The following is a 26,160-nucleotide window of genomic DNA, read 5'->3' on the forward strand; positions in this document are numbered from 1 at the left end:
GCCCGCCACTGTTAAAGATTCTGATAGCGGTTCAGGTCCAGCACCCCGGCCTGGGTCGGTTCATGTTCCAACAAATAGTCCCCCAGATCGTCGAAATAACGCCAGAATTCCGGGTGGGTACGGCGCACGCCAAAACGCTGTACCAGCCGTTCGAAGCCGCTCTCATCGCCCGCCCGCTCCATGGCCCGCACAAAGTCTTCCAACTCGCCCTCACGCAGATGGAACATGAAATTCGGATAGCTGGCGAGAACGCCGGGGTAAATCGTCACCGTGTCCAATTCGGGCTGATAGCGCAGTGATTCGCCCATCATGAACGCCACGTTGCTGTGGGCACGGTTGCGCAGCAGTGTGTACACCGCCAGGTCACCGTCCTCGCCACGCACCCGCAGCAGGGACACTTCCGGCAGATGATCGATCACCGGCAGATCGTCGGCCCGCCGCGATGCCAGCGGGCTCAGCGCCTGCTGCACGCGCTGTTCGAGACCGTTGGCGCCGGGCAGGGCGCAATGCTCGTCCTGGCAGCGGTTCAGCGGGTCCGGGCGGGCATTGAGATGGGCGAAACGGGTCAGCAGCTTGCCGTCGAATTCCTGCTTGGGCGTGCTGGTGCCATAGTCAATGCCGGTGGGGGTGTCGGTATCGACGCTGGCGTAGCTGATGAACAACTTGAGTTTGCCGGTCTTCTGATACCAATCGTCCAGCACCGGCTTGCGCGCCGCCGCCGGCAGGTAACGCAGCATGTTCTGTTCGGCGCCGTTGCGGATCAGGTCGAAGTACAGGCGGGTCTGGGCCTGATGGGAGACCGAGCCGAACACGTCGAAATTCACCACCAGGGCATAGTAAGTACGCTCGAACAGCGGGTAATCCATGACCCAGGTGGTCAAGGGCAGGTCGCCGATCAGACCACGGCGCACCGAGGCACTGTCATGATGGCGGAAGATAGTCAGCAGGGCATTGCTGTTGTCGCCATCGCCGTCCCAGAGCGTTTCCCAGGTGGGCCCATTGGGGGCGTGCCGGGCGTAGGCCTGCTGACGTTCGCGCAGGTAGCGATTGCGTTTGTGCTTGTACTTGAGCCATTGCGGGCCCAACGAAATCAGATTGTCGTGCTGGCCGGGCAGGCCCAGTAGCGGCGTCGCCCGGCGTTGATAGTCGGCGTCGTCCACATAAAGGTCATGGGCCGGATCCTGGAACACCGTCCAGAACTGGTCGCGGATCACATCGGTGGCGATTTGTCCCCGGCATACCGGACCACGAATAAAGGTGCGCACGAAGTACTCGGCGTCGTCCAGCATGATCTGGTAACGGGCGCGGGCGGGAATGGCCTGAAACGTCAGGAACGGATTGGCGCGGGCATCGGCGTCATACTCGGGCAGCGCCTCCAGTTTCCACGGTGTATCGAAGAACAACGTCTCCATCCGTTCGCGCTTGGCGTCGGTGAGCGCGTAGGTGATGTGGGTCTTGTGGACGATGGTCTCGGTGATCGGCCACAACCGGTACCAGAACGGCGCGCCGGGATCGCCATTGGGGCGGCGGCTGGCCACCGGCTCGATCGGTTCCCCTGGAGGCGTGTACGAGCGAACCAGGGAAAAGAAGTGTGGTGGCCGGCCCTGGCGGCCATCGTCGAAGTAGAGGTGAGCCAGGAACAGGTGCTCGTAGACCCAGCGGGCGACCAGACGCTGGCGCGGATTTTCCCGGTTGAGCCAGCTTTCCCAGGCCCGGATCCGGCTTTGTTCCGCCAGCGTCAGCTTCACCGGCGTGGCCTCCAGCGGCGCGCCCTGGGCCAGCCAGCCTGTCAGCAGATCGAATTCCCGCTCGCTCAATGGCGGCAGCCCCAGTGGCATGCCTTCCAGCGGATGCTCGCGGGCGTAGTCCGCCATGTCCTCCGGTGCCGGGCAAACGTTGGCGCGGCCCAATCCCAGTTGAATCTCTTCCGGCAGCTTGCTGTTCGGCTCGAAGCGGTGGTGCCGGCCCAGTACCAGCATCTGATAAAGCAGGCCTTCGTCCATGGTCTGGCGGCCTTCCAGTACCGAGAAGAAGCCGCGATTACGCCATTCGCCGGAACTGCTCGCGTCAATGAACAGACGGGACGGCGCTGCCGCCGAGGTGCGCTGGCCGTTATACACCGGCGTCTGGTTGGCGCCCCGGGCCAGCCCTTCCGGCGATTCCAGTTTCAATTGGCAGGGGGCGTCATAACAGCCGTGGCAGGCGATACAGCGTTGCTCCAGGACCGGTCTGACCTGTTGCTGAAAGGAGACCGGCTGTGCCGATCCGGAGGAGGGCGCGGCCGCGCCGATGCTGATCAGAGGCACAAAAAAAACCACGGCTCCCAACAGAGCCTTTTGCAATCTTGTCACCTGGGTTCCCTCCGGTCGTGATTCGGTCGTCGCTCACCGGCAGTCTAGCGGATCGGAATATTGTCTGACCACGATGGCGAAAACGTGAATCAGCGGCGGCCGGGCCGATCGGGCCGGTTGGCAGGGATAACCGGTGGCATCGGAATCGGTCTGAGCGCTTTCGGCAGGTAAAGCGGATGAGCGGGTTCCCCCGAGCCGTTCATGCGCAGACAGTGCAGGGCGTCGCCGAGGCGGTCGCGCACCTGGGCGGCGCGATTGCCATGACGGCCGTGATTGCCCCAGCCGGCCACCACCAGACTGGCGTCGCGGGCGAGTTTGCTCAGCCACTGATCGTTGCGCGGGCCCACCGGATCGGCGGCGGCGAACAGGTCGCTCGGATAAGTGGCACGGTAGGCGAACAGGTTGGCCACGCACAACGCGGAATAGCCCCAGTCCCGGGCGAAGCCGATGCAGCGGCGAATGGTCGGGTCATCGCGGCGGTGATCGGCGGTGGACGGGTTCAGCGCCACCAGCAGCACATAGTCGTCGCCCTCGGCCCAGCGACGCCAAAGGGCGTAGCGGTATTGGCGGCAGCGGGAAAAATGGGCACTTCGTTGCATGGCGGATGGGGCGGCTGGCTTCAAGGGGGGACGATTATAGCGTTCGCGGGAGTGGGTGCCGAATCCGGGATGCGGTTGGCGTTTTATCTTTGACCCGCGGGCGTGTCAGGGCTCACTCTGAAGGGGAACAGATCGTGTAATCAGGCCTCAACGAGTATGAAGGAGGACCTTATGAGCGAGCATGTATATAAAAAGCTGGAACTGGTCGGTTCATCCAAGGACAGCATCGAAGGCGCCATTCATAACGCCATCGCCGCCGCCGGCAAGAGCGTCAAGAACGTGGAATGGTTCGAAGTCCGGGAAACCCGTGGCCATGTGGAAAACGGCAAAGTCGCCCATTTCCAGGTGGTGGTGAAGGTGGGCTTTCGGGTTGATGTCTGAAACGCCGGTCGCCGCTGAAACACACGCCAACGGAACTATCCGTTGGCGTGTACCCTCCGTTGGCGTGTGTCGGCGTCAGAGGGCTTCCAGAGAGAGCGGCCGCTGACAAACGCGGGTGCGCTTGAGGATGTTGAGCTGCTTCGCGGTGAGGTCGTGCGGCAGCGCCACGGTGCTGTGTTCCTGGTGAATCCGGATGGCGCCGATCTGGCGGCTGGGCAGACCCGCCTCGTTGGCGATGGCACCGACCAGATTACCCGGCCGTACACCGTGGGCGTGGCCCACTTCCACCCGGTAAACCTGCATGTCACCGTTGGCGTCGCCGTCGCTGCCGGCGGTACGGCGGCGATTGTTGGCCGGACGGCCTTCCTTGCGCGGACCTTCCTTGCGCGGGCCGTCCTTGTGCTGTGAATGGGCACGCGGCGGTTTGCCCACCGGGGCCGGCTTCAGAATCACCGGTTCCTTGGCCACCAGCAGCGCCGCCAGGCCCAGGGCCAGCTTTTCGTCGTCCAGATCGAGCTGTTCGCGCAGGGCGCTCAGCACCGTCTCCGCCTCTTCGCGGTGTTTGCTTTCCAGACCCGCCACCAGCTGCTCCTGCAACTTGGCCAGACGCTTGCTGTTGAGCGCGTCGACGCTGGGCAGGTCCATGGATTCCAGGCTTTGGCCGGTGGCGCGCTCGATGGCGCGCAGCATGCCCCGCTCGCGGTGCGACACGAACAGGATCGCTTCGCCATTACGTCCGGCCCGGCCGGTGCGGCCGATCCGGTGCACATAGGCTTCGGTGTCGGCGGGCATGTCGTAGTTGATCACATGGCTGATACGCGGCACGTCCAGGCCACGGGCCACCACGTCGGTGGCGATCAGCAGATCGAAGCGGCCTTCACGCAGGCGGGCCACGGTTTTTTCCCGCTGCGCCTGGGGGATGTCGCCATTCAGGGCTTCCGCGCGCAGGCCACGGCGTTGCAATTGCTCGGCCAGTTCCAGGGTGGACTGCTTGGTGCGGGCGAAGACGATGACGCCGTCGTGGGTCTCGCCCTCCAGGATACGGCACATGGCGTCCAGCTTGTTGAGGCCGGAGACCGACCAGAAGCGCTGGCGGATGCCGCTCTTGGTGGTGGTGTCGTTTTCAATGCGAATCCACTTCGGCGACTTCAGATGACGCTCGGCCACGCGCCGGATCACGTTCGGCATGGTGGCGGAAAACAGTGCCAATTGCCGTTCGTCCGGGGTGTGTTCCAGGATCCATTCGACGTCGTCGATAAAACCCATGCGCAGCATTTCGTCGGCTTCGTCCAGCACCAGCGCCTGCAAGCGGTCCAGGTTCAGACTGCCGCGCTGCATGTGGTCCATGATCCGGCCAGGGGTGCCCACCACCACCTGGGCGCCGTCTCGCAACGCGCGCAATTGGGTGCGGTATTCGCTACCGCCGTATACCGCCACGACCTTAACGCCGCGCAACTGGCGGGCGAAGGTTTCCATGGCGTCGGCCACTTGCAGGGCCAGTTCGCGAGTGGGGGCGATCACCAGCAGCTGTGGGCAACGCTGCTCCGGATCGATACGGGCGAGCAACGGCAGGCCGAAAGCGGCGGTCTTGCCGGTACCGGTTTGTGCTTGGCCGAGCAGATCATCGCCGTCCAGCAGGACGGGGATGCTTCGCTCCTGGATCGGCGACGGGGTTTCAAAACCCAGTTTGCCGATGGCATCAAGAAGGGGCGCGGGCAAGCCCAAAGCGGCGAACCCGGAATCGCTATGCAACATGAAGGGGACCTTTCAGTGAAAAGGACGCAGGCCAGTATGGCGGGGGGCACGGACTATACGGTAAATGGCGGGAGAATGCATCTTTTTCTTTGTCGGCACGCCTGCATGGGGAGGATCGCTCCCACAGCGGCTTTGTAAAACCCGCTGTGGGAACTGCCCTGGCGGCGAATAGCGTGTGGTTGGCCTTACAGCGGCAGCACCTCGAAAGTGCCCAGGTACTCCAGGCGGCGGCGTTCGGCCTGTTTGTGGCTGGTGTTCTGATCGCTGGCTTCCGCCTCCAGGAAGAAGCGGCCGGCGTGGGGCCAGTCGATCGCCACTTCGCCGTTGTCGTCGCTGGTGACGGTCCAGTCTTGCTGGGCGTCGCGGTAGCGGGTGCCGGCGGGCAGCAGGTGGACTTCCAGGCCGGCGGCGGGCTTGCCGTCGACGACGAAGCGGAAGCGCGCGGTTTCACCGCTGTAGAGATCGTTCGGGTGGGTCACCGGCACCAGCTCCAGGCCCTTGCCGGTGGGTTTCAGCGCGGCGGTGTCGGGTGCGCCGACGGAGGCGAAGGTCTCGATGCGGCTGACCGATTCCAGCAGGCGTACCTTGTCGGCGCCTTTCGGTACTTTCTTCAGCAGCGCCTTGGCATCCTCGCCGAACAGCCGCTTGCGCTCGCCGTCCTGCTCGAAGAAGGCGAGGAAGAAATGGCCCGGCAGGGCAATGCGATAGCTGCCGGCTGCCGCCAGATTGACGTCAAATACGCTGCGCCGATGCATCTCCAGTAGATGATTGGTTTCCGCCGCCTTGCCGTCGGGGCCGGTGACTTGCAGGCGTTCCAGGGAGTAAGCGCGATCCGGGTAAAAGATGTCGTTGGAAACGCTGGCGTCGACGCTGATCCATTGCGCTTCGGAGACCACGGTGTGGGTCGGCAGCAGCCAGCGCTTGTGGGCCTGGGCGGCGGGGGAGAGCAGTAGCAACGCGGAGACCGCGGCGGCGGCCAGGGAAACGGGTTTCATGGTTTGGCTCCTGTCAATGCCGGTATTTAAAGGGAAAGAGCTAAGGAGTAAGGGTCAGAGTGACGTCATGCAGTTCTTCCGTGCCTTGGGCACGGAGCTGTTGGGCGCTGGCGGGAGGCCATTGGAACGGAATCCGTACCACCTCGCGGCCACCCACTTCGCGGGCGGCTTCCACCACCAGTTGGTAGTCGCCGGCGGGCAGTTCGGCCACCGCCGGCAGATCGGAAAAGTCCACGCTGTGTTTGCCCGGCGACCGGGTGGCGCCGGTGAGACCGTCATAAGGGGCGCTTTGTGTGCGGCCGGTGCGGCGCCACCACTGGCGCAGGTCCTTGAGCCATTTTTCCTGGTCGTCGTACCACAGCCCCAGGGGCGCGGCCACGGCGTGGTCCGGCGTCTCGATCCAGAACGCCACATAGGGCGCGTGGTATTCCGCCACCCGCAACCGCGGCACTTCCACCTCCACCTGGAATTGGGCGGCCTCGGCGGCGAGGGTCAGGGCGGACAGCATCACTATCGGGATCAAACGCATGACAGTCTCCTAGTGCATAAAGAGGGCAATCAGCAGCCAGGGCAGCACCAGCCCCAGTGCCGTTACCGGCCAGGTGGCCGGGCGCCGGCGGGCGTGCAGGAACATCAGAGCCAGGCCGGTGAAGGCGAACAGCAGCGTGGCGACAGCGAAAATATCGATGAACCAGCGCCACACGGTGCCGGTATCGCGGCCCTTGTGCAGATCATTGAGAAAAGCAATCCAGCCCCGGTCGGTGTTTTCGTAAAGCACCTCGCCACTGCTTCGATCTATGGCCAGCCAAGCGTCACCGCCGGCCCGGGGCATGGCCAGATACACCTCCCGGCCGGACCATTCCGCCTCGCGGCCGTCCACGCCGATGTCCAGGGCCTGCTTCAGCCAGTCCCGCAGGGGCTGGGGCAGGGCGCCTTGATCCTGCCGGTTCAATGCGGCCAGCAGCGGTTCGGGCAGGGCTCCGGTCCGCTCTTCCACTTTCGGCTCGCCGTCGATCTGGGCGGCATGGTTGAGGGTGATACCGGTGACGCTGAACAGCACCATGCAGACCAGGCACAGGGCCGAACTGACCCAATGCCATTGGTGAAGCTGCTTGAGCCAGCGCGCTTTTGCTTTCTTGTCCAAGCCGGAGATCTTCCACTGCCCTGGGTTTGCGGATGGCTGGCATGTTATTGCGAATGGTTCGCACTAACAATGAAGGAGGCGGGTAAAGAATGTAAGCAGGGAGCCTTGCGGCGAGATCAGGGACGAACCAGCCATTCCCTTTGTGAATGATAATTCTTATTCTTTACAAATGACTGCCCTATCTCCCTGTCCGGCCCGTCTTTTGGTGATCGAGGACGACGCCGTACTTTGCACCCATTTGCAGGACTTTCTCGCCTCCCGGCGGCACCAGGTGACGGTGTGCCGGGACGGTCGGGCCGGCTTGCAACAAGCGCTGGACCAGCCGTTCGACCTGGTGTTGCTGGATATTCTGTTGCCCGGCATGAATGGCCTCGACCTGCTGGCGGAACTGCGTCAGCGCAGCGGCGTGCCGGTGATCGTGCTGTCCGCCCTGGGCGACGAGCAGGATCGTATCAGTGGTCTGATGAAAGGGGCCGACGACTATTTGCCCAAGCCCTTCAGCTCCGCCGAACTGGCGGTGCGGGTGGAGGCGGTATTGCGGCGGGTGACGCTGGAGCGGCGTCAGAGCCAGGGCGTGGCACCAGTGGGCGCTCTGGTTCTGCGCACCGAGGATGAAACCGCTTGGTACCGGGAGGCCGATCTGGGGCTGACCACCACCGAGTTTCGCCTGCTGCAGGTGTTCCTGGAACATCGCGATCAGGTCCTCAGCAAGGCGTTCCTGTATCAGGCGGTGCTGCATCGCGGCTATGGCCGTCACGACCGCAGTCTCGATCTGCATGTCAGCCATCTGCGCCGCAAGTTGCGCGATGTCGGCATGGCCGAACAACCGCTGCGCACGGTCTGGGGCCAGGGCTACACCCTGGTGTCCGAGGCGCTGTAATGCCCGGCCGTCATTCCCTGTTCTGGCGCCTTGCCCTGGTGTTGTGTCTGAGCGCGGTGGTGATCGTGGCCTGCAGCCGCTGGGTGACGATCTGGGTGGCCAACCAGGTGGTGCTGCTCAGTGATCAGGCCAAGGCGGAAATGCTGGGCTACGCCCATGAGGCGGAAGCGGCCTGGCGGGCGGGCGGCGAGCAGGGCGTGGCCGCCTGGCTGGCGGAACTCCACCAGCGGGTGCCGGGGGAGGCCATGGTGGTGGATACCGCCGGACGCTCTCTGAGCGGCACCCCGCTCACCGACAGCCAGATCGCCGGCTTTCGTTTTCAGCGCGAGCTGGATTGGCGCATGAGCTTCCGCTACCGCGACATGCCGTTCATCGGCATGCCCTTTCCCGATGCGCCGGACCAGGGCCGCCTGGTAATGCAGTTACCGCCGGAACACATGCCCGGTGGGGCCTGGCCACTGCAACGTACCCTGATTCTGACCTTGCTGCCCGGCATCATGGCGCTGCTGGCGGTGATTCTGATCTATTGGCGCATCATGGTGCCGTTGCGGGCGCTGGAAGCCCAGGTGCACCGCTTCCGCGACGAGCCCGCGTCGCGGGTGGAAACCACCCTGACCGAACGGCGCGACGAATTCGGGGAACTGGGGCGCAGTTTCAACAGCATGGCGGAACGGGTGTCCGGTTTGCTGGCAAGCCAGCGGCAGCTCCTGCACGACATGTCCCACGAGCTACGCACGCCTTTGAGCCGGTTGAACGTGGCGCTGGACAGCCCGCTGGAGGAACCGGCTCTGCGCCAGCGGGTCGCCACGGAAGTGGACAAGATGCGCACCCTGGTGGACGACACCCTGGCCCTGGTGTGGCACGACACCGAACAACACGGCTCGGAAACCGGCCCGTTGTCGGTCCGCGAAATCTGGGATCTGGTGGTGGACGATGCCGCCTTTGAAAGCGGCTGGGACCCGTTGCGGTTCCGTTGCCAGTTGCCCGAGCACGCCATGGTGCTCGGCAATCTCAATGACTTCGCCTTGACCCTGGAAAACCTGGTGCGCAATGCCATCCGCCATTCTCCGGTGAACGGTGAAGTGGTGCTGCACGGGAACCGGGAAGGGCAATACTGGCACCTGTGGCTGGCGGACCAGGGGCCGGGGGTACCGGAGGAACGGCTGGAGTCGATCTTCGCGCCGTTCGTGCGTCTGGACCCGGCCCGCACCACCGACAGCGGCTTCGGGCTGGGGCTCAGTATCGCGCGCCGCGCGGTGATCCGGCAGGCCGGCGAGTTATGGGCGGACAATGGCCACCCCGGTCTGCGAGTGCATGTGCGCCTGGCGGCAGCCGGAAATGTATAAAGTGTAATCCCATCTTTTTCATTAAATAAGAATCTATATCATTCCTGTTCGCAATTTTACGTCCGGGGTCGGGTCTTTGGGCGCCATTGGAAAACTGCGGGAGTTCAGGAATGAAATTACGTTGTGCCTTGACCGGGGTGGTACTCGGCTTGGGGGCGGGTTCGGTGATCGCCGATGATACCGTCAATGAAATCGAACGGGTCACGGTGACCGCCGCGGGACGCATCCAGCAGTTGGAGGACGCGCCGGCTTCGATCAGCGTTATTGATCGCGAACAACTGGAACAGCGCTTCTACAAGGACGCCACCGATGCGCTGCGGGATATCCCCGGTGTCATCGTTACCGGCGGCGGTTCCGGCGACAACGGTAACGACATCGTCATGCGCGGGATGCCGGCTCAATACACGCTGATCCTGGTGGACGGCAAACCGGTTTCCTCCCGGGAAAGCCGCCCCAACGGCAGCGCCGGTTTCGAACAGGACTGGCTGCCGCCGCTGCAGGCCATCGAGCGGATCGAAGTAGTACGCGGTCCCATGTCCACGCTGTACGGCTCCGACGCCATTGGCGGCGTGATCAACATCATCACCCGCAAGGTCGCCGAGGAGTGGGGCGGCGGCATGCAGCTGGATGCCATTATTCAGGACGACTCCCGTTCCGGCGATCAGCAACAGGCGAACTTCTTTCTCAATGGCCCGCTGAAAAAAGACCTGCTGGGTTTGCAGCTTTCGGGCAAGTTCAGCAATCGTGATGAAGACCGCTTCGCTTATGGTTTCGAGGACAAAAGTCTGCGCAGTCTCAACGCCAAGCTGGCGTTCACGCCCACCGCTGATCACGACTTCACCCTGGAAGCCGGCGAAACCCGTCAGCGTCGGCGGGGACACGTGGGTGAGAGCGTGGACCCGGACGGTTGCCGTGGCCCCTGTACCGATAACGACGATGAGTTCCGCCGTGAAGTGCTGGCGCTGACCCACACCGGCCGTTGGGCCATCGGCACTTCCGACAGCTATGTACAGCGGGAAGAAAGCGAAAACGAAAGCCGCGAGATGACCATCACCAACACCACCGCCAAGAGCAGCCTGATGGTGCCGCTGGGGGATCATATGCTGACCCTGGGCGCGGACTTCGAAAAGGAAGAGCTGTCCGACAAGACGTCGAACCGCATTTCCGACCTTACCCGGGTGGACAGTTCCAAATGGGCGATGTTCGTCGAAGACGAATGGATGTTGCCGTACAACGTGAGCCTCACCGGCGGTGTGCGTCTGGACGACGATGAAAACTACGGCAGCCAGGTCAGCCCGCGCCTCTACGCCGTATGGGGCTTCGCGCCGCGCTGGACCATCAAGGGGGGCGTTTCCACCGGTTACCGTTCGCCGAACCTGCGTGAAATCACCCCGGGTTGGGGGCAGGTGAGTCGGGGCGGCAACATTTACGGTAACCCGGACCTGGAACCGGAAACCTCGTTGAACAAGGAGCTGGGCCTGTACTTCAATGCCGGTCGCACGCTCACCGCCAGCATTACCGTGTTCCATAACGACTTCGAGGACAAAATCACCCGGGTCACCTGTCCGGTCAGCATCTGTACCGATGGGGCCAACGACTGGGGCTCCGACCCGACCTATCGCATCAACGTGGACGAGGCGGTAACCAAAGGGGTGGAAGCGACCCTGGCCACCTCCCTGTGGCGCCAGCTGGATCTGACCTTCAGCTACACCTACACCGACTCCGAGCAGAAGTCCGGCGAATACAAAGGCCAGCCGCTGACCCAGATTCCGGAGCACCTGGCGTCCCTGCGGGCGGATTGGCGCGCCACCGAGCGGGTATCGCCCTGGGCGTCGGTGCATTATCGCGGTAAGGAGAGTCAGCCGGTGAGCACGCCGTCCGGCAGTGATATCGTGGCGCCGTCGAACACCCTGGTGGATGCCGGCGTTGCCTTCCAGCTGTCACCGCAAACCACGCTGAATGCGGGTATCTATAATCTGGCCGATAAAGACATCACCTACGATGAGTACGGCTACGTGGAAGACGGCCGCCGCTACTGGCTGGGCATGAGAGTGACGTTCTGACCGAAAAGCCGCCTGCCTGAGGGCGGAGGAAAAACAAAAGGACCGGCACTCGCCGGTCCTTTTGGGTTAGGGACGTTGCGTTCCGGGCAGAGCCGTTACTGGGACTCGATGCGCTGGCGCAATTCGTTGTCGTACTGGGCCAGCTGCGCGATCTGGTTGTACTGCTGCACATCCATGCCGCTGTCCTGTACCGCCTGCACCATCTCCTGTTGAGCCTCCTGCTGTATTTCCATGGCTTTCTGCGGATCCTGGGCACTCTCCTGCAACTTGCCCTGGTACTCCTGCTTGATGTCGTTCACCTTGCCCTGGGCCTCGGCGAAGCGTTGTACATCCTGATCGGAAATGCCGGCGCTTTGTGGCATGGCGCCTTGCTGTTGCGGGGCCGGCTGCGCGGCTCCGGCCGGTGGCGCCGCCGGGTTTTCGGTGGTGTGCTGTTGCGCCAGCGCGAGACTGCTGGCACCGGTGGCCAGAACAAAGGTGGCCACTGCGACCATCGGACCCTTGAACGAAGCTTTCATGGTGTTTCCTCCTGATTGCTTCCGTGACAACGGCACGCCTTCCAGGCATGCCATTGAAGAGTCCGACAGCGATCACAACGAAGGTTCGATGGACGTTTCCGGAATGTGACGGGCTTATCTTTTATATTTCAGTTAGGTATAAAAGTAGCACTATTTATTTCTTTATAATGTGTCCAGCGCCCTTATCATGGCCACTCCAGATACCTAAAGCGACTTGAGGTACAGCGACGTCATGGGCAATGCACAACTGATTACACGGGTAGGCGACAACAGCGCCGGTCTGTCCCGGGAGACCCTTGCCGACCTGAACCGGATCTACCGTTCGCTGAGTTTCGCCGAGCGCATTCGCCGTGTGTATCAGGATTTCGCCCCGGACCGGATCATGGTGACGTCGTCCTTCGCCGCCACCTCTGCGTACTTCTTGCATATCATTTCCACCATCCGGCCGGAACAGAAGGTGCATTTCATTGATACCGGGTACCACTTCCAGGAGACCCTGGATTACAAGGATTACCTGATCAAGCGCTTCGATCTGGATGTCATCGACGTGACCCCGGACCCGCAGCATCATGAAGTGTCCCAGCAGGAACGCATGTGGGAAACCGACCCGGACCTGTGCTGCCAGGTGAACAAGGTGGCACCGCTGGAAGAGGCCAAGGAGAACTATGACCTGTGGATCTCCAGCCTGATGTCCTGGCAGACCGAACACCGCGCCGGTCTGGAGATCTTCGAGGAGCGTCGCGGCATGATCAAATTCAACCCGATGATCGACGTGACCCGGGAAGAACGTGACGCCTACATCGCCGAACACGACCTGCCGTTCCACCCGCTGGTCAAGGAAGGCTACCACTCCATCGGCTGCAGCCATTGCACCTGGAAAGGCGAGGGCCGCGAAGGCCGCTGGCAGGGCCAGGGTAAAACCGAGTGCGGCATCCACCTGTAACCCTCCACCGGTAAGAAGGTTGGGGCCGCACACTGACCACCACTGTTCGCTGGCAAGCCCGCTTCCCACGACCGCTTCGTAGCCCCCTGTGGGAAGCGGGTTTGCCAGCGAATCCATACCCTTCACACTCTCACTCCCGAACGTTCTCTTTCTCGCCGGGATCGAAGCGGCGACGACCGCGACGGCTCCGGGTTACCCTGTTTTACGGTTTTGTCTTCCGTTTTCAGGCAACTTGTCCTGTTCCCCCGGGTCTATGCCTGAGTGGTTGCATCAGGACGAACGGAAAAGGATGACGATGAGACGCATTATTAAGCCCGTGTTGGCGTTGTTGTTGCTGGCGGGGCTGGTGACGGTGTTTCTGTGGCGCAATGCCAGCACCCCCGAACCGGTGGACGGTCTGGCGGTGGCCCTCGACCAGGACGGCGACACCCGGGTAATGCGGGTGATTCTGCACGACGCCGATCAGCGGGTCCGCTGGCAGGGCAAGGGCGACGACTATCTGGTGGACGTGCGTCGTGATGGCGCCGACGTTTACCACCTGATCGTGGTGTTGGTGGACGAACGCAAGCGCTACCGGGTCAATTCCACCGTTCGTCTGGAACCCGGCAGCCGCACCGTGGTGGCCAACTTCGGTCCGGAAACCCGGGTCAGCCAGGAAGGCAAGGTCCAGATCAGCGGTGGCCGTCGGATCGTCGTCGAGCTCCAACCTTGAAAACCTGCTTACGATTTGTTGTGGGCTAAAGAGGTTGCCTTGCCTCTTTGTCGTAGTGGCCGATGATTTGAATTTGCTGACATTTATCGATGCTGTAGATTGTTTTCATTGGGATTAATCATTTTTAACCATTTTAACGCCCCTCTATATTGCTTTTCAGGCCCTCTTCATCGGTTCCCATCACACAACAAAAGAGGAGCGCAACACGATGAAGGCAACGACGATTTCCGCCCCGGGCGCTCACCGCCCGGACCCTGACCGGCCGGTTCTCATGCTGCTGCCCGGCATGGTGTGCAACGGCCGCGCCTGGCGCGACCAGGCCCGCCACTTGGCGGGCCGCTGCGAACCGCGCATCGCCGACTATGGCGGCGCCTGCCACATGACCGACATGGCCCGGGCGGTGCTCGCCCAGGCGCCGGATCGCTTCCTGCTGGCCGGTCACTCCATGGGCGCCCGGGTGGCCATGGAAGTGCAGCGGCTGGCGCCGGAGCGGGTGCTCGGGCTGTGCTTCGCCGGCACCGAATACGGCCCCAGCCCCGCCGGCGAGGCAGGCCGCCGGGAAACCGAAAGCCGCGACGCCTTGCTGGCGGTGGCCCGGCAACAGGGCATGCCCGCCATGGCCCGCCGCTGGCTGCCGGCCCTGATTCCCGAAGCCCGGCTCGCCGACGAGAAACTGGTCGAGGACATCCTCACCATGATCGCCGAGCATTCCCCGGACCAACTGGAAGCCCACATCGCCGCTGGCGCCACGCGCCCGGATTCCCGCGCGGTGCTGCGCGCCATCACCACGCCCACCTTGCTCCTGGCGGGCGCCGAGGACCGGCTCCGCCCACCGGCGGCCCACTGGGAAATGGCCGCCCTGATCCCCGATGCCCGGCTGGTGGAGATCCCCGGCGCCGGGCACATGCTCACCATGGAAAACCCCGAGGCCGTTAACACCGCCCTGGACCAATGGGTCGCGGCGTGTCGGCCGTTTTGTTCCCGAGGGGCGGCGTCCACCCCGGCGCGCCCCGTCAATGTCGACTAACAAAAAGAGGACATGACGATGATCGAAGCCACTACCGTTACCGGCAATCCCGAACGCATCGCCGCCCTGCGCGAAGGTAACCGCGTGGGCAAGCTGCACCACCACGCCTTCATGGCCCGGGACATGGAAGAAACCCGTCACTTCTACGAGGACATCCTCGGCCTGCCGCTGGTGGGCACCTGGGTGGAGCGGGTCAACCCGGTCACCGGCGAGCCGGACAACTATGTGCACACCTTCTTCGAGCTCAACGACGGCAGCTGCCTGGCGTTCTTCCAGTTCAAATCCGAGAAGGCGAGTCAGGAAACGTCGGTGAACAAGTTTGAAGACATCAACCCGTTCGCTCACCACATCGCGCTCACCGTGGAGGGTAAGGACATGGTACGGAACTTCAAAGAGAAGCTGGCCGATGCCGGCGTCTCCGCGTTTGAAACCGATCACGGCTACTGCTACTCGATCTATTTCCACGATCCCAACGGGCTGCAGGTGGAACTGACCACCCTGGTGCCGGCCACCGACCGGCTGATGAGCGAAGCCGCCGACAGCGCCCACGAGACCCTGGCCACTTGGCTTAAGGAAGAGGACATGGCCACCAACAATACCGCGCGTGGCGACGGCTGGGTGCGCGACTGACGCCATCCGACGAACGACAACAACAAAACAGCAACAATGAGGTAACGACTATGTATCCTTACGCCGAAGGCCTGTGGGCGGCTCGCAATCAATGGTATGTGGCCGGCTGGAGCGATGAAGTCAGCCGTGAGCCCATGGAGCGCTGGCTGCTCAACGAACCCGTGGTGTTTTACCGTAGGGAAGACGGCGCCATCGTGGCCCTGCATGGCCGCTGCCCGCACCGGCAGTTCCCGCTGGCCAAGGGTCGAGTGGTCGGCGACCGCCTGGAATGCGGTTACCACGGCTTTACCTTCGACCAAAGCGGCGCCTGTACCCGCATTCCCACCCAGGAAGTGATTCCGTCATCATGCCGGATCGATGCCTACCCAGTGGTGGAGCGCTGGAACTGGTTCTGGATCTGGATGGGCGACCCGGACAAGGCCGATGAATCCCTGATTCCGGACCACGATATCGTCAAGCTCACCGATCCGGACTGGCTGCCGGTGAAAGCCGCCACCCATTTGCTCAAGGCCCGTCATCAACTGATGCACGAGAACCTGTGTGACCTGTCGCACCTGACCTTCCTGCATCCGGGCATCATCGGTGTCGACGCCGTGGCCGACACCGGCTTCGATGTCAGCGGCGAAGGTATGTGGTATCGGGATGCCCGGGCCATGTACAACCAGGCGCCCACTGGGTTCTTCTCCGACATCCTGGATTACCACGAGCCCATCGACCGGCTGATGTCCATGGAGTTCTACCTGCCGTGCTTGCATCTGGCCGAGGAAGTGTTCCTTGCCCACGACAAGAAGGACGGCGAACCGGGCCGCGAACTCGGTACCTACAAGGTACACCATGCGGTAACACCGGCCACGGACCACGAAACCCATTATTTCGTGGCGTATTCCCGTAACTTCGCCACCGATGACGACAACGTTACCGAGATCATCAATGGCGCCTTCGCCGCTGTCCTGCAGCAGGACGTGGACGCGGTGGAAACCCTTGAGGAGATGCTGCAAAAAAGCGGCGATTGCGCCTTCAAGGATTTCCTCGCCAAGGGCGACGTCACCTCCGTGAAGGTGCGCCGCAGCATGGAAGCTCTGATTCGCGCGGAAATTCCGCAGTAGTAGCCGTACCGGGATGGAGGAGGGTGCCTGACTCCGCCCCGGCTTTTTCGAGGTGCCCCATGTCCATCACTTGGATGACCCTGAAGGTCGTACGTAAAGAATTGGAAGCAGAAAACGTCGTGAGTCTTGAACTGGCGGGGCCGACCGGCAAGGAATTGCCGACGTTTACCGCCGGTGCCCACGTCGATGTGGAGATCCGGCCTGGTCTGATCCGCCAATACTCTCTGTACGGCGATCCCCAGGAGTGCCGCCGTTACCGCATCGCCGTGCTGCGCACCGAGACCTCCCGCGGTGGCTCAGTGACCGTGCATCAGTCCCTGCGTCAAGGAGATACGGTGCGCGTCAGTGTGCCGCGCAATCATTTCCAGCTCAGCGAAGGCGACCATCCGTCCATTCTGCTCGCCGGAGGTATCGGCATCACGCCGCTGTACGGCATGGCTCGCACTCTGCACCGCCAGGGTGCCGAGTTCGAGTTGCATTACTGCGCGCGCAGCGAAGCCCGCTGCGCGTTTCTCGGCGCGCTCCAGGATGCGGACTACCGCGACCGGGTGCGCTTCTACCTCACCGGGCAGTCGCCGGACTACCGGCTCGATCTGGACGGGGTGATGAGCAACGCCGCTCCGGGCGCGCATTTCTATGTGTGCGGCCCGGCCCGCTTCATCGACCAAGTACTGGAGACCGGTCGTCGCCACGGGATCGATGAGGACCGGTTGCATCGGGAATTCTTCGCGCCACCAGAACCCGCCTCCGACGCCGACCCGGACGGAGCGTTCGAGGTCCGGCTGGAGCGCAGCGGCAAAACCCTTGAGGTATCGGCGGACCAAACCATCGCCCAAGCCCTGCAGGATAACGGCGTGGAGGTGGAACTGTCCTGCGAGCAGGGGGTGTGCGGAACCTGTTTGACCGCGCTTTTGGAAGGCGAGGCCGATCACCGCGACTTCTACCAAACCGAGGTGGAGCAGGCGGCCAACGAGCGGATCGCGTTGTGCTGTTCCCGGGCCCGTTCGCCGTTGCTGGTCCTCGACTTGTGAAGCGGGCTGGTCCTGGCCGACCGGCCGGTTAAAACATCGGAAAGAATAATGACAAGACAACCGTTCCAAAAAATGCGTATAGGCAATATGGGAGGCGATTTTATTGCGCTTTCGGCGGCGTTGCTTGCCCTTGGCGCGGGGGGGCTGAGCGTGCCCGTCCAGGCTGCGGAAAACGGCAATATCTCCTGGCCGATCGGTGTCAACACAGTACTTAACGGCGTCGCCACTGCCCCCGGGGAAAACCGCCTGTACAACTACACCCTGTTTTACAGCGCCAACCGGCTCAACGGCGGCGCCGGGGATGACAGCGGCGTGGACGTGGATGCGAAGGTGTTCGTGAATGCCCTGCGCCTTGACCATGGCTGGGGCATGATCGGGCGCAAGACTCATCTGGTGTCCGGTTTCGTGCTGCCCTACGTGGATGCCTCCATCACCCTGTTTGGCGACAAAAGCACCGACAACGGCCTCGGCAACCTCAGCCTCAAGCCGCTGATCATTGGCACCCATAACGACGCCAACACCTTCTTTATGCAGATCGCGCCGCTGGATCTGGACCTGCCCAGCGGTTCCTACGATCGGGATGGCGCCGCCAACGCGGCAGTGAACTACACCTCCTGGCAACCCAACGCCGGCTATAGCTGGTTCCCGGCGCCGGGCTGGGAAATCGGCGGCACCCTGTCGGCGGCGGTGAACACCGAGAACGACGACACCAACTACCAGACCGGCTGGCTGATGCATTACGAACAGGTGGTGGCCTGGTCGGTGACCGACAAACTGCAGCTTGGTGTGCAGGGCTTCTATTTCAAACAGATGGCGGACGACGAAGTGGATGGCCACACCTACCTGGACGGCTACCGCACCCGTGGCGCCGCCCTGGGCCCCCAGATCCGCTATGACTTCCGGCCCGGCGTGGCGGTGGTGGCCAAATACCAGAAGGAATTCGACTCGGAAAACAAGGCCGAGGGCGAACGCTTCTGGGTGCAATTCACTTTCCCTTTCTGAATCCGGAACAAGAGGACGAGCATCATGACGAACGACAATCGTGGCGTGGTCTACGTGGGCGACGGCAAGGTCGAGGTCCGCACCATCGGCTACCCGAAAATGGAGGACCCTCGCGGCCGGCGCATTGAGCACGGCGTTATTCTCAAGGTGGTGTCCACCAATATCTGCGGCTCGGACCAGCACATGGTGCGTGGCCGCACCACGGCGCCGGAAGGCCTGGTGCTGGGGCACGAGATCACCGGCGAGGTGATTGAGAAAGGCCGCGACGTGGAGAACCTGGCGTTGGGCGACCTGGTGTCCGTGCCCTTCAACGTGGCCTGCGGGCGCTGCCGTTCCTGCCAGGAGCAGCACACCGGCGTGTGCCTGAACGTGAACCCGGACCGCGCCGGCGGCGCCTACGGCTACGTGGACATGGGCGGCTGGGTGGGTGGCCAGTCCGAGTACGCGCTGGTGCCCTACGCCGACTTCAATCTGCTCAGGTTCCCGGACCGCGACCGGGCCATGGAGAAGATCCGTGATCTGACCTGCCTCTCCGACATTCTGCCCACCGGTTTCCACGGCGCGGTGAGCGCCGGGGTGGCGCCGGGGCGTACCGTCTACATCGCCGGCGCCGGCCCGGTGGGGCTGGCCGCCGCCGCCTCGGCCCGGTTGCTGGGCGCGGCGGTGGTGATCGTCGGCGACGTCAACCCGCGCCGTCTGCAACACGCCAAGGCCCAGGGCTTCGAGATCGCCGACCTGTCCCTGGATACGCCCCTGGTGGATCAGATCGCCGCCCTGCTGGGTGAGCCGGAAGTGGACTGCGCGGTGGACGCGGTGGGCTTCGAGGCGCGTGGTCACGGCCGCGAGGGGGCGCGCAGCGAAGCGCCGGCGACGGTGCTCAATGCCCTCATGGAGGTGACCCGGGTGGCCGGCCACATCGGCATTCCCGGCCTCTACGTCACCGAGGACCCGGGTGCCGTGGACGGCGCCGCCAAGCTGGGCAACCTGAGCGTGCGCTTCGGGCTCGGCTGGGCCAAGTCCCACGCCTTCCATACCGGCCAGACCCCGGTGATGAAATACAACCGGCAATTGATGCAGGCCATCCTCTGGGACCGCATCAACATCGCCGAGGTGGTCAACGTCCAGGTCATTGATCTGGACCAGGCTCCGGAGGGTTACGGCGAGTTTGATGCCGGCGTGCCGAAAAAATTTGTGCTCGACCCCCACGGCCTGGTGCCGGCCTGACCGCACCCACCCAAGGGGGCTCCGCCCCCTTGGCTTCCTCCAGTGCCGTCACTGCAATCGATTCAGCAAAAGCCGTGCGCGTCGATCCTTTGGATAGTGTGATAGCAGTTGGTGAGCATAGGTTAACGCTTCCTCCCTCCGGCCAGATCGTGCATTGAAGGACGCCCCGGCCCAGAGCAAATCGTGATCGAATGGATGCTTTCGGATGGCGCCCTCAATCAGGGAAAGCGCTTGTTCCGGCTCGCTGTTGAAAAGCGCCACCGCCAGCACATAGCTATACCGGGCGCTCTCGGGCTGCAAACGATAGGCTTCCTTGAAAGCGGCCAAGGCTTCCTCATTGCGTTGTTGGCGCACCAGCGAGAAGCCCAGTGCTTGATGAAGCTCGGGGGAAGCAGGGGATTGCGATAGCCCATCAAGCAAAACCGCTTCGCTTTTGGATTCTTGATTGCTGGAAGACCAATAGCTGGCAAGGTTGAGATAGGTTTGCGTGCTAAATGGATCAAGCGCGGTGGCGCGCAACCAGTATTGCGTCGGGTCGTCACGCTGTAATGCCAACTCTAGCATCGCCTTTCGATTCAAGTGTTCGGCGCGATCACTGTTTAGCTCCAGTTCTTTCTCATGGTCTTCAAGCGCGGAAGACAGCGTTGGCGGTGCATCGGGGGCTCCCGCGAGGAGCCGCGCCGCGCTGGACCGCAAGCCGCGATAGCGGTCTTCGAGCACAGATCCCAATAAGTCCGCTCTTTCTTCGATAGGCAGCCCCCCCGCGCTCTCCAGTGCGCCCTGCCGAAGCAACGGATCATCACTCCGCAGAAGCTGCGCAATTATTCGGCTATTCTCCATGACCTGCGGGTCCAGTCTGGCTGCGGCACTCGCACGTACCATGGAACTATAGGCCGTTGAGGTGGATAAACGCCGAAGGTCAAGCTGTGCGGAGGGGGCCCCGGCATCGGCGGCCGAAAAGACCGAACCGTAGTGTTCGGTGAGCCAACGGCCTTCCGGGTAGTGGTCGCGGAGCCGGCTCGCGGCCCACTCCGCCGACTTGTCCTCGTGGCATCCATTACAGGCATTAGGAACGCCCAGCGTTATGCTGAGGTCGGGCCGGGGTATGGCGATACGGTGATCCCGCCGCGGATCCACCTTCATATAGGTGGTCTCCGGCATATGGCAGTTAACGCATTGCGCGCCGTCCGAGCCAGGGGGATGGAAATGATGAGTGGGTTGGTCGAACTCCGTTTCAGCGTGGCAGCGGGCACAGAGTGCGTTGCCTTCCTCGTGGGTCCGCTGGGTATGTGGATCGTGGCAATCGACGCAGGTCACGCCCTCCATCGCCATCCTGCTTTGCTCGAAGGAGCCGGTGATGAACACCTCGGCCCGTTGTTGACCGTCGGCATGGTACAAGGGAGGGTGTATCAGCTCCGGACGGTAGTGATCGAAGAGGGCGCCGCCTTGCTGCATACCCTCTTGTACCAGGTGACGAAGGCTGTGGCATTGGGCGCAAACGTCCTGCTCGCCTTTATCATTCCCCACCTTACGGGCGGTATTTTCATCCTCCGTTCGTTGCCAATCCGATTCATGATGGGCGTCCAGGATTCGATTCAACCCTGAATCAGGAAGTGCGGTGTTTCCCCGGGCCCACTGTATGTGCCTGCTTGCCGGGCCGTGACAGGATTCGCAGCCCACTCCCAGCTCGGAAAACTGACTTTCAAATCGGTCCTGTTGTGGCAGATAGTTCTTTTGAAAATTCGTGACGTGGCAATCCGCGCACATGGCGTTCCAGTTTTGATCCGGCCGTAGCCAGTGAGCCGGCCCCTCAGATCCATGGGCCTCCGAGGTATCCAACGAGAACCAGCGTTGCCCGCCCTGGGCGGTCGGTCGGCTGTCCCAGGCCACGGAAAACGCTTGCAGTCGGCCACCCCCCACATCCAGAAGATACTGTTGAAGAGGGCTGACCCCGAAGGTGTAAAGGACCTTGAATTCCCGCTCCGCGCCGTTTGGCCCACGGGTCAGGATCTTGAAGTCGTCTTCCCGGCGGATGAATTCGGCGACAATACCGGACGCTTTGAATTGCACGCCATTGAAGTCTCCCAGCACTGTTTCGGCACTGGCATGTTGCATGGCATTGGCGTGCTGGCTCTCCCGCCAGTCCCTGTAAATGGCCTGGTGGCAGCCGGCGCAGGCCTCGGAGCCGATGAAGGTCGGGCTTTCGGTGGTTGCCACTGAACGGGTCTCTGAATCCGGACTTGCCCGGAAAAGGAAAAAACAGAGAACGGGGATAAGGAATAAGAACGCGGTAACCGTCAATGGGAAGCGTCTATTCATGGAACTCCGGGGCTCTTTCTTAACGCAGCGCGGACGAGCCGCAAGCCGTCCGCGTGGATCATGGCCAGGATTCTAGCGAATAAATTCAGGCCAGGGGTAGGGGTTCAGTTGCACGCCAACTCTTTCCATGTAGTTACTCCACTCCTTCTTGAGCTGCTTGGTGACGTCCGGGTTTTCTTTGTACAAATCGTTTATTTCGCCTCTGTCGGAGCTCAGGTCATAAAGCTGCCACTGTCCGGTTCCATTCGGAGGATCGATCCAGAGCATTTTCCAATCGCCTTTGCGAATCCCTCTTCGGCTGAATAACTCCCAGCCCACGGCGTGGTCCTGTTCCGGCATGACGTCGATCTCACCGGAAATCATGGGAAGCCACGAACGCCCCATCGGAGCGATGACACTCCTTCCCTTGTACTCGTTGTCGGGCACCGGGACTTTGGCGATATCCAGTACCGTGGGAAGGATGTCCATCACATTTATTACACTCCTGTTCGGGGTGCCGCCGCCGTCCATGCCGGGCATGTTGATGATTAATGGCGAGGATATGCCACCTTCGGAGGTCATGGTTTTGGTTCCGCGAAACGGGGTGGAACTGACATGCGCCCAATGGGGGCCGTACATGACATAGGATGTTCCGGTACCCATGTTCTCCGTGCTGTTGTCGTAGTGGGCGAATGTTGCTTCGAAAAGACCTTTTCCCGTAGTGCCATCCGCGCCGTTATCCGAGAAGAAGAGAATCAGGGTGTTTTCCAGATCCCCGGAGGATTTCAGATAATCAAGAACACGGCCAATATTATGATCCATGTTGTCAACCATCGCGGCGTATATCTCCATGCGCTTCGCTTCGCGCGCTCGCTCTTTATCAGGAAGTTCCCGCCAGATTTCCGCCAAGTCCTCATCTTGGAAGGTTGTGTCGTCTGAATCAATGATGCCGAGCGCTTTCATTTTCTTTAAGCGCGCGTTTCTGATGTCCTCATAACCAGAATCGTAACGGCCTTGATATTTTTTGATGTAAGCGTCTGGTGCTTGAAGTGGCCAGTGCGGCGCGGTGTAGGAAAGCATGGCGAAGAACGGAGCTTCGGATTCGGACTCATGGCGCTCTTTGAGATAAGTGAGCATTTTGCTCGTATAGAAATCAGAAGAATAGAAACTCTCGGGTAGATCCGTGGGCTCATCATTCTCGGTGTATTGAGCTTTCGGCATCTTTTCCCGGCCGGGGGGAATAAAGGCGCCGTCCTGAGTGAAATGGTTGGCGGCTCCGTCCAGTAGCGCGAAGGAGCGCTCGAAGCCTCGCGCTCCGGGACGAGTGGCTGCCGATCTGCCGAGATGCCATTTTCCAGTCATGTACGTATGGTACCCATGATCGAGCAGTATCTGGGGTAAAGATAATGCTTTATCGTTCAACTCGCCTTCATAACCGGGCTTTCCTTGCGCCCCCGGAGTCAGAGGCAGATTCTCGGCCATGGTGCCAAGACCGACCAGATGGTGATCGGCGCCAGAGAAGATTTGTGCCCGCGTTGGCGAGCAGGCCGGTGCCACATAAAAATCGGTAAAAACGCTTCCTTCATTCGCAAGGTCATCCAGGTTAGGCGTATCAATTTCCCCACCGAAAGCGCCGACGTCGGAATAGCCCAGGTCATCGGCCACGATGACCAGGATATTCGGGCGCTCCCCGGGTTCAGAATTGGCCGAGAAAGCGGTTGATGAAAGGCAAGAAAAAGCGAATAAAAACAGAATTCTGGTCCACTCTCGACGATGGCGCGGCATTGTGAGCTCCTTTTTTCAGGCGTTGAGCTTAGAGAAGAAAGCTGTGTCTTATACCGATCTGGAAGGCGCGTGGGTCCGCGCCGGTCGGCAGGTTGGAAATAAAGCTCGGCGGTCCCTGCAGGCCACCCACCTGGGCGTGTGTTTGAAAGTCGTATTTCGCGTTTTCTTCGTTGTAGATCTTCGAATAGCTGATATACAGATTGGTGGATCGGGTCAGGAAGTATGAATAGCCCACCATGCTGAACTGAGCACCGGAATCGTCGATTCCCGAGACTCCGGATGCCTTGGCGTAGGTGCCGGCGAAAACATGCTTGCCATTGCGATACCAGACCGGGATGCCGAAGGTGGTTCGCGTCATGCCATTGGCGTAGTTGGGATCGTCGGTGGTCTGCCGGTCCACCACGATGGCCGCGTTCAGCCCCTGCTTGGGCGAATAGCTCAGCACGAACCGGTTACCACGAATCCGAAAGTCATCCACGGCGGAGATTGAGCTGCTGTCCTCCGTGCGCAGGTGAGAGTACAGAGTAAACCAGTTCCCATGGGTATAGGTAAGCGTGCCGCCGTAGAGTCGGCCGGCGTTGCCGGAGGTGGTGAGCTCTTCGTTTGGGCGCGCGAAAAAGTAAGAGGTGTTCAGTCCTTTCCAAGTCGGGGTGCTGTATTCAACAACGTTTCGAACACGCCCGCCTGCTGACGAAGAGAAAGTCTGTCCATTGCCGTACACGAGCGGCAACATCAGCGTGCTCATGCCCATATAAACCGCCGCCCCATCCCATTTAAGAATGCCCGTCGGGTTGTGTACCTGAAAGTAGCCGGCTCTAAGAGCGCCGTAGCGGCGACTTTTCAGGCCAATGTGGCATTGGTCCTCGCAAAAGCCGTTGTTGATCGAAGACGGTTCAGTACTCCCGGAGCTGTCGAACATCGTCTGCGCAACGGCATACACGCTGAGGTCATCGTTGATTTTATGGTCGGAACGCAGGGCGACCCAGGAGTAGGAGTCACTGATCTTGAACTGGTCCTTAATATCCGGAGTGGCACCAACGTGCTCCAAGGTAAGATTGATAGCACCGTATATTGATAAGCCCTCCGCTTTTAGTGGAGGGCATGCCAGTGAAGCACCGAGCACTGTCGCAATAGCGAACTTTCTAATCATGGAAACCCCTTGTTACTTTTTTTGCTTATACGGAGAGTTTTTATTTTCTTGACACGCGATCCTTATTAGGAAGCGTCTGAAGCCGCATGCTAGGTTGGGGGGGCTATCGACAAAAATGATTTTTTTGAATTGTTATCAGCGATGGGGGCGATGATTGGCTGGATATCCGGCTCCACGCTCATCGGCGGGGAATGCGGAGTTGTGCATGACGGGAGAGGCGATGGTGGCGTACTTAGGACGCGCCGTCACGCGGTTTGGCGCCCTTGAGAACCCGGCGGATCTGTTTCGCGAACGCCTGACTTGTGGTCGGGGCGGCGGCGCCGCGCATCCACAGCAGCCCCGGGGTGCGGATCGGTGTGGGGTTCTCCAGGGGCACCACGCTGACGCCTTCAGAATCGGCGATGGCGATCTCGCCGACGATACCGGCCAATTCTGATTTTCGGACCAGCTGGATCATGGCGCCGATGGAGTCCAGTTCCACCACCACCTGAGGTTGAGCGTTGGCGGAACGGAAGTGTTCGTCAATAAGCTGTCGCGTGGAGTATTGGCGTGGGAATAGGGTCATAGGCAGGTTATTCAGCTCGACCATTCGCACGCGCTTGCGGGTCGCAAAAGGGTGCCAGTTCGCGACCACCAGAACCATTTCCTCGTTATACAAAGGTTCGAACCATAGGTCGTGATCGTCCGGCGGCCGGTAGGCGATGCCGAGATCCAGGTCGCCGGATTTGAGCCGTTCGACGATGCGGTGTTGGGGCAACTCCTCCACTTTGATGCGCAGGGCCGGGTAGCGGTCCAGGAAGGCGGAGATGCAGGCCGGCACCAGCCGGGTGTTGAAGCTCTGAATCACCGCCACGCGCACTTCGCCCTGCACCGCATCGGTGGGCTGGTGGAGCGTGCTGACGGCGCCGTCGATCTGCTGCAGGGCTGGCATGATGCGGCTCAAAAAGGTGTCGCCGGCCTCGGTGATTACCACCCGTTTACCAATTCGCTCGAACAAGGGAGTGTCTAGTTCGGTTTCCAGCTGCTTGATTTGATGGGACAAGGTTGACTGCGTGACGTGGCACTTCTCCGCAGCACGAGTGAAGTTGAGGGTTTCCGCCAGAGTGGCGAAGTAGCGCAAATGTCGCAGTTCCATAGGATGTCTCTATTTAGTGATGCTATCGATCATTTTCATGGATATTTATCACTTTTAACCACTATAGCCCGGTTCTAGGCTTTAT

General features: G+C 61.5%; 23 protein-coding genes. 12 read left to right on the forward strand and 11 right to left on the reverse strand.

Annotation, left to right across the window (positions count from 1 at the left end; genetic code table 11):
* Window positions 1-11: 11 nt before the first annotated feature.
* Both B5T_RS07240 and B5T_RS07245 read right to left on the reverse strand, forming a co-directional pair.
* On the reverse strand, window positions 12-2,351 hold the full coding sequence (locus B5T_RS07240; RefSeq protein WP_014993834.1) for a fatty acid cis/trans isomerase: 2,340 nt from the start codon (window positions 2,349-2,351) through the stop codon (window positions 12-14).
* Window positions 2,352-2,440: 89 nt separating this feature from the next.
* Window positions 2,441-2,950, reverse strand: coding sequence for a DUF1643 domain-containing protein (locus B5T_RS07245; protein ID WP_014993835.1), 510 nt, complete (start codon window positions 2,948-2,950; stop codon window positions 2,441-2,443).
* Between the two features lie 171 nt (window positions 2,951-3,121).
* On the opposite strand from B5T_RS07245, the gene B5T_RS07250 reads away from it, so the two are divergent.
* Window positions 3,122-3,331 carry a dodecin gene (locus B5T_RS07250; RefSeq protein ID WP_014993836.1) on the forward strand — a complete coding sequence of 70 codons (210 nt, stop codon included), beginning with the start codon at window positions 3,122-3,124 and terminating at the stop codon, window positions 3,329-3,331.
* A gap of 75 nt (window positions 3,332-3,406) precedes the next feature.
* Here the strand turns inward: B5T_RS07250 and B5T_RS07255 are convergent, their stop codons facing one another.
* The 4 genes from B5T_RS07255 to B5T_RS07270 all read right to left on the reverse strand — a co-directional run bounded on the left by B5T_RS07255 (window position 3,407) and on the right by B5T_RS07270 (window position 7,225).
* Window positions 3,407-5,086 carry a DEAD/DEAH box helicase gene (locus B5T_RS07255; protein WP_014993837.1) on the reverse strand — a complete coding sequence of 560 codons (1,680 nt, stop codon included), beginning with the start codon at window positions 5,084-5,086 and terminating at the stop codon, window positions 3,407-3,409.
* A gap of 185 nt (window positions 5,087-5,271) precedes the next feature.
* Window positions 5,272-6,081, reverse strand: coding sequence for a DUF4198 domain-containing protein (locus B5T_RS07260; RefSeq protein ID WP_014993838.1), 810 nt, complete (start codon window positions 6,079-6,081; stop codon window positions 5,272-5,274).
* Between the two features lie 40 nt (window positions 6,082-6,121).
* Complete coding sequence (locus tag B5T_RS07265; RefSeq protein ID WP_014993839.1) at window positions 6,122-6,610, reverse strand: DUF2271 domain-containing protein; 489 nt, start codon at window positions 6,608-6,610, stop codon at window positions 6,122-6,124.
* 9 nt (window positions 6,611-6,619) lie between these two features.
* Window positions 6,620-7,225: a PepSY-associated TM helix domain-containing protein gene (locus tag B5T_RS07270; protein ID WP_014993840.1), complete on the reverse strand. Its 606-nt coding sequence runs from the start codon at window positions 7,223-7,225 to the stop codon at window positions 6,620-6,622.
* Window positions 7,226-7,394: 169 nt separating this feature from the next.
* Here B5T_RS07270 and B5T_RS07275 point away from each other — a divergent pair, with 169 nt between their 5' ends.
* From B5T_RS07275 to B5T_RS07285, 3 genes are all read left to right on the forward strand, one after another.
* Window positions 7,395-8,105: a response regulator transcription factor gene (locus tag B5T_RS07275; protein ID WP_041716930.1), complete on the forward strand. Its 711-nt coding sequence runs from the start codon at window positions 7,395-7,397 to the stop codon at window positions 8,103-8,105.
* Window positions 8,105-9,451, forward strand: a complete 1,347-nt coding sequence (locus B5T_RS07280; protein ID WP_014993842.1) for a sensor histidine kinase — start codon at window positions 8,105-8,107, stop codon at window positions 9,449-9,451. The genes B5T_RS07275 and B5T_RS07280 overlap by 1 nt, the downstream gene beginning before the upstream one ends.
* Window positions 9,452-9,561: 110 nt before the next feature.
* On the forward strand, window positions 9,562-11,514 hold the full coding sequence (locus tag B5T_RS07285; protein ID WP_014993843.1) for a ligand-gated channel protein: 1,953 nt from the start codon (window positions 9,562-9,564) through the stop codon (window positions 11,512-11,514).
* A 95-nt stretch (window positions 11,515-11,609) separates the two neighbouring features.
* Here B5T_RS07285 and B5T_RS07290 read toward each other — a convergent pair whose 3' ends face one another.
* Window positions 11,610-12,032: a DUF4168 domain-containing protein gene (locus B5T_RS07290; RefSeq protein ID WP_014993844.1), complete on the reverse strand. Its 423-nt coding sequence runs from the start codon at window positions 12,030-12,032 to the stop codon at window positions 11,610-11,612.
* A gap of 232 nt (window positions 12,033-12,264) precedes the next feature.
* On the opposite strand from B5T_RS07290, the gene B5T_RS07295 reads away from it, so the two are divergent.
* From B5T_RS07295 to fdhA, 8 genes are all read left to right on the forward strand, one after another.
* Window positions 12,265-12,975 (forward strand): phosphoadenylyl-sulfate reductase, encoded by a 711-nt coding sequence (locus B5T_RS07295; protein WP_014993845.1) that lies wholly within the window; start codon window positions 12,265-12,267, stop codon window positions 12,973-12,975.
* 295 nt (window positions 12,976-13,270) lie between these two features.
* The gene (locus B5T_RS07300) at window positions 13,271-13,687 is read left to right on the forward strand and encodes a hypothetical protein (RefSeq protein WP_014993846.1); all 417 of its coding nucleotides are present in this window, start codon (window positions 13,271-13,273) and stop codon (window positions 13,685-13,687) included.
* A gap of 208 nt (window positions 13,688-13,895) precedes the next feature.
* Window positions 13,896-14,714 (forward strand): alpha/beta fold hydrolase, encoded by an 819-nt coding sequence (locus B5T_RS07305; protein WP_014993847.1) that lies wholly within the window; start codon window positions 13,896-13,898, stop codon window positions 14,712-14,714.
* Window positions 14,715-14,732: 18 nt separating this feature from the next.
* The gene (locus B5T_RS07310) at window positions 14,733-15,344 is read left to right on the forward strand and encodes a VOC family protein (protein ID WP_014993848.1); all 612 of its coding nucleotides are present in this window, start codon (window positions 14,733-14,735) and stop codon (window positions 15,342-15,344) included.
* Window positions 15,345-15,394: 50 nt separating this feature from the next.
* A complete protein-coding gene (locus tag B5T_RS07315) occupies window positions 15,395-16,450 on the forward strand; it encodes an aromatic ring-hydroxylating dioxygenase subunit alpha (RefSeq protein WP_014993849.1) in 1,056 nt (351 codons plus the stop codon).
* Between the two features lie 59 nt (window positions 16,451-16,509).
* Entirely contained in the window at window positions 16,510-17,481 is a 972-nt protein-coding gene (locus B5T_RS07320) for a PDR/VanB family oxidoreductase (protein ID WP_014993850.1), read from the forward strand.
* Between the two features lie 150 nt (window positions 17,482-17,631).
* Window positions 17,632-18,483 (forward strand): SphA family protein, encoded by an 852-nt coding sequence (locus B5T_RS07325; RefSeq protein WP_167321206.1) that lies wholly within the window; start codon window positions 17,632-17,634, stop codon window positions 18,481-18,483.
* Window positions 18,484-18,507: 24 nt separating this feature from the next.
* Entirely contained in the window at window positions 18,508-19,707 is a 1,200-nt protein-coding gene (gene fdhA, locus B5T_RS07330) for a formaldehyde dehydrogenase, glutathione-independent (protein ID WP_014993852.1), read from the forward strand.
* 48 nt (window positions 19,708-19,755) lie between these two features.
* Here the strand turns inward: fdhA and B5T_RS07335 are convergent, their stop codons facing one another.
* The 4 genes from B5T_RS07335 to B5T_RS07350 form a co-directional block, all read right to left on the reverse strand.
* Window positions 19,756-21,924 carry a multiheme c-type cytochrome gene (locus tag B5T_RS07335; RefSeq protein WP_041717406.1) on the reverse strand — a complete coding sequence of 723 codons (2,169 nt, stop codon included), beginning with the start codon at window positions 21,922-21,924 and terminating at the stop codon, window positions 19,756-19,758.
* Between the two features lie 174 nt (window positions 21,925-22,098).
* Complete coding sequence (locus B5T_RS07340) at window positions 22,099-23,790, reverse strand: arylsulfatase (protein ID WP_014993854.1); 1,692 nt, start codon at window positions 23,788-23,790, stop codon at window positions 22,099-22,101.
* Between the two features lie 28 nt (window positions 23,791-23,818).
* On the reverse strand, window positions 23,819-24,940 hold the full coding sequence (locus tag B5T_RS07345; protein ID WP_148279222.1) for a porin: 1,122 nt from the start codon (window positions 24,938-24,940) through the stop codon (window positions 23,819-23,821).
* Window positions 24,941-25,172: 232 nt separating this feature from the next.
* The gene (locus B5T_RS07350) at window positions 25,173-26,075 is read right to left on the reverse strand and encodes a LysR substrate-binding domain-containing protein (protein ID WP_014993856.1); all 903 of its coding nucleotides are present in this window, start codon (window positions 26,073-26,075) and stop codon (window positions 25,173-25,175) included.
* Window positions 26,076-26,160 lie beyond the last annotated feature (85 nt).

The sequence above is a fragment of the Alloalcanivorax dieselolei B5 genome, from assembly GCF_000300005.1.
GTDB classification, from domain to species: Bacteria; Pseudomonadota; Gammaproteobacteria; order Pseudomonadales; family Alcanivoracaceae; genus Alloalcanivorax; species Alloalcanivorax dieselolei.

Coding starts and splice junctions, on each gene's coding strand:
- B5T_RS07245 (WP_014993835.1), bottom strand. CDS start 2,950: ATGCAACGAAGTGCCCATTTTTCCCGCTGCCGCCAATACCGCTACGCC.
- B5T_RS07250 (WP_014993836.1), top strand. CDS start 3,122: ATGAGCGAGCATGTATATAAAAAGCTGGAACTGGTCGGTTCATCCAAG.
- B5T_RS07255 (WP_014993837.1), bottom strand. CDS start 5,086: ATGTTGCATAGCGATTCCGGGTTCGCCGCTTTGGGCTTGCCCGCGCCC.
- B5T_RS07260 (WP_014993838.1), bottom strand. CDS start 6,081: ATGAAACCCGTTTCCCTGGCCGCCGCCGCGGTCTCCGCGTTGCTACTG.
- B5T_RS07265 (WP_014993839.1), bottom strand. CDS start 6,610: ATGCGTTTGATCCCGATAGTGATGCTGTCCGCCCTGACCCTCGCCGCC.
- B5T_RS07275 (WP_041716930.1), top strand. CDS start 7,395: ATGACTGCCCTATCTCCCTGTCCGGCCCGTCTTTTGGTGATCGAGGAC.
- B5T_RS07280 (WP_014993842.1), top strand. CDS start 8,105: ATGCCCGGCCGTCATTCCCTGTTCTGGCGCCTTGCCCTGGTGTTGTGT.
- B5T_RS07285 (WP_014993843.1), top strand. CDS start 9,562: ATGAAATTACGTTGTGCCTTGACCGGGGTGGTACTCGGCTTGGGGGCG.
- B5T_RS07290 (WP_014993844.1), bottom strand. CDS start 12,032: ATGAAAGCTTCGTTCAAGGGTCCGATGGTCGCAGTGGCCACCTTTGTT.
- B5T_RS07295 (WP_014993845.1), top strand. CDS start 12,265: ATGGGCAATGCACAACTGATTACACGGGTAGGCGACAACAGCGCCGGT.
- B5T_RS07300 (WP_014993846.1), top strand. CDS start 13,271: ATGAGACGCATTATTAAGCCCGTGTTGGCGTTGTTGTTGCTGGCGGGG.
- B5T_RS07305 (WP_014993847.1), top strand. CDS start 13,896: ATGAAGGCAACGACGATTTCCGCCCCGGGCGCTCACCGCCCGGACCCT.
- B5T_RS07310 (WP_014993848.1), top strand. CDS start 14,733: ATGATCGAAGCCACTACCGTTACCGGCAATCCCGAACGCATCGCCGCC.
- B5T_RS07315 (WP_014993849.1), top strand. CDS start 15,395: ATGTATCCTTACGCCGAAGGCCTGTGGGCGGCTCGCAATCAATGGTAT.
- B5T_RS07320 (WP_014993850.1), top strand. CDS start 16,510: ATGTCCATCACTTGGATGACCCTGAAGGTCGTACGTAAAGAATTGGAA.
- fdhA (WP_014993852.1), top strand. CDS start 18,508: ATGACGAACGACAATCGTGGCGTGGTCTACGTGGGCGACGGCAAGGTC.
- B5T_RS07340 (WP_014993854.1), bottom strand. CDS start 23,790: ATGCCGCGCCATCGTCGAGAGTGGACCAGAATTCTGTTTTTATTCGCT.
- B5T_RS07345 (WP_148279222.1), bottom strand. CDS start 24,940: ATGATTAGAAAGTTCGCTATTGCGACAGTGCTCGGTGCTTCACTGGCA.
- B5T_RS07350 (WP_014993856.1), bottom strand. CDS start 26,075: ATGGAACTGCGACATTTGCGCTACTTCGCCACTCTGGCGGAAACCCTC.